Origin of the sequence: Burkholderia sp. SCN-KJ, assembly GCF_024656005.1 — a bacterium.
Taxonomy (GTDB): domain Bacteria; phylum Pseudomonadota; class Gammaproteobacteria; order Burkholderiales; family Burkholderiaceae; genus Burkholderia.
In genome coordinates, this window is the sequence record NZ_JANKOG010000069.1 from 1 (window position 1) to 2,932 (window position 2,932).

At 52.8% G+C, this 2,932-nt stretch carries 1 rRNA gene; it reads right to left on the reverse strand.

What is annotated here, in order from left to right:
• Window positions 1-12: 12 nt before the first annotated feature.
• Window positions 13-2,894, reverse strand: a 23S ribosomal RNA gene (locus tag NQV17_RS37595).
• Window positions 2,895-2,932: the final 38 nt, after the last annotated feature.

Below are 2,932 nucleotides of genomic sequence, written 5' to 3' on the forward strand. Positions count from 1 at the left end.
CAGACTTGTTATAGGATCAAGCCTTACGGGCAATTAGTATCAGTTAGCTGAACGCATTACTGCGCTTACACACCTGACCTATCAACGTCCTGGTCTCGAACGACCCTTCAAGGGGATCTAGTCCCCAGGGATATCTCATCTTAAGGCGAGTTTCCCGCTTAGATGCTTTCAGCGGTTATCTCTTCCGAACATAGCTACCCGGCGATGCCACTGGCGTGACAACCGGTACACCAGAGGTTCGTCCACTCCGGTCCTCTCGTACTAGGAGCAGCCCCCTTCAAATATCCAACGCCCACGGCAGATAGGGACCAAACTGTCTCACGACGTTTTAAACCCAGCTCACGTACCTCTTTAAATGGCGAACAGCCATACCCTTGGGACCGGCTACAGCCCCAGGATGAGATGAGCCGACATCGAGGTGCCAAACACCGCCGTCGATATGAACTCTTGGGCGGTATCAGCCTGTTATCCCCAGAGTACCTTTTATCCGTTGAGCGATGGCCCTTCCATACAGAACCACCGGATCACTATGACCTGCTTTCGCACCTGCTCGACTTGTCGGTCTCGCAGTTAAGCACGCTTATGCCATTGCACTATCAGCACGATTTCCGACCGTACCTAGCGTACCTTCGTACTCCTCCGTTACGCTTTGGGAGGAGACCGCCCCAGTCAAACTGCCTACCATGCACTGTCCCCGACCCGGATCACGGGCCAAGGTTAGAACCTCAAACAAACCAGGGTGGTATTTCAAGGACGGCTCCACCGAAACTAGCGTTCCGGTTTCATAGCCTCCCACCTATCCTACACAGATCGGTTCAAAGTCCAATGCAAAGCTACAGTAAAGGTTCATGGGGTCTTTCCGTCTAGCCGCGGGTAGATTGCATCATCACAAACACTTCAACTTCGCTGAGTCTCGGGAGGAGACAGTGTGGCCATCGTTACGCCATTCGTGCAGGTCGGAACTTACCCGACAAGGAATTTCGCTACCTTAGGACCGTTATAGTTACGGCCGCCGTTTACCGGGACTTCAATCAAGAGCTTGCACCCCATCATTTAATCTTCCGGCACCGGGCAGGCGTCACACCCTATACGTCCACTTTCGTGTTTGCAGAGTGCTGTGTTTTTATTAAACAGTCGCAGCCACCAGTTTATTGCAACCCCTTCACCCTTTGCGCGCAGGCGCATCAAGCTACAAGGGCGTACCTTATCCCGAAGTTACGGTACCAATTTGCCGAGTTCCTTCTCCCGAGTTCTCTCAAGCGCCTTAGAATACTCATCTCGCCCACCTGTGTCGGTTTGCGGTACGGTCATCGTTAGACTGAAGCTTAGAGGCTTTTCTTGGAACCACTTCCAATTGCTTCGCTCCCTAAGGAGCTCGCGCCACACCCTTGAATCCTGCGCCCGGATTTGCCTAAGCGCCTTCTCCAATGCAGCGACCGGGACTTCCAACACCCGGACAACCTTCCGCGATCCGTCCCCCCATCGCATCTAACAATGGTGCAGGAATATTGACCTGCTTCCCATCAGCTACGCATTTCTGCCTCGCCTTAGGGGCCGACTCACCCTACGCCGATGAACGTTGCGTAGGAAACCTTGGGCTTACGGCGAGGGGGCCTTTCACCCCCTTTATCGCTACTCATGTCAGCATTCGCACTTCCGATACCTCCAGCACGCTTTTCAACGCACCTTCGCAGGCTTACGGAACGCTCTCCTACCATGCGTGCTAAGCACGCATCCGCAGCTTCGGTATATAGCTTAGCCCCGTTACATCTTCCGCGCAGGACGACTCGATCAGTGAGCTATTACGCTTTCTTTAAAGGGTGGCTGCTTCTAAGCCAACCTCCTGACTGTTTTAGCCTTCCCACTTCGTTTCCCACTTAGCTATATTTGGGGACCTTAGCTGGCGGTCTGGGTTGTTTCCCTCTTGACACCGGACGTTAGCACCCGATGTCTGTCTCCCGTGATTGCACTCTTCGGTATTCGGAGTTTGCTATGGCGGGGTAATCTGCAATAGACCCCCCAACCATGACAGTGCTCTACCCCCGAAGGTGAGACACGAGGCACTACCTAAATAGTTTTCGGAGAGAACCAGCTATTTCCAGGTTTGTTTAGCCTTTCACCCCTATCCACAGCTCATCCCCTAACTTTTCAACGTTAGTGGGTTCGGACCTCCAGTACGTGTTACCGCACCTTCATCCTGGCCATGGATAGATCACCTGGTTTCGGGTCTACGCCCAGCAACTGAACGCCCTATTCGGACTCGCTTTCGCTACGCCTGCCCTATACGGTTAAGCTTGCTACTGAACGTAAGTCGCTGACCCATTATACAAAAGGTACGCCGTCACCCCTTACGAGGCTCCGACTGTTTGTATGCATGCGGTTTCAGGATCTATTTCACTCCCCTCCCGGGGTTCTTTTCGCCTTTCCCTCACGGTACTGGTTCACTATCGGTCGATCACGAGTATTTAGCCTTGGAGGATGGTCCCCCCATCTTCAGACAGGATTTCACGTGTCCCGCCCTACTTGTCGCACACCTAGTTCTTTCATACTGTTTTCGCCTACAGGGCTATCACCTGCTATGGCCGCACTTTCCAGAGCGTTCGGCTAACAATACAAATAAAGAGTGCAAGGCTCATCCCATTTCGCTCGCCACTACTTTGGGAATCTCGGTTGATTTCTTTTCCTGCGGTTACTTAGATGTTTCAGTTCACCGCGTTCGCTTCACATGGCCTATGTATTCAGCCATGGATACTCCAAAAGGAGTGGGTTTCCCCATTCGGACATCTACGGATCAAAGCTTGTTTGCCAGCTCCCCGTAGCTTTTCGCAGGCTACCGCGTCCTTCATCGCCTGTGATCGCCAAGGCATCCACCACATGCACTTGTTCGCTTGACCCTATAACGAGTCTGTCTCGTTACAGGTTGAGTTCTCGC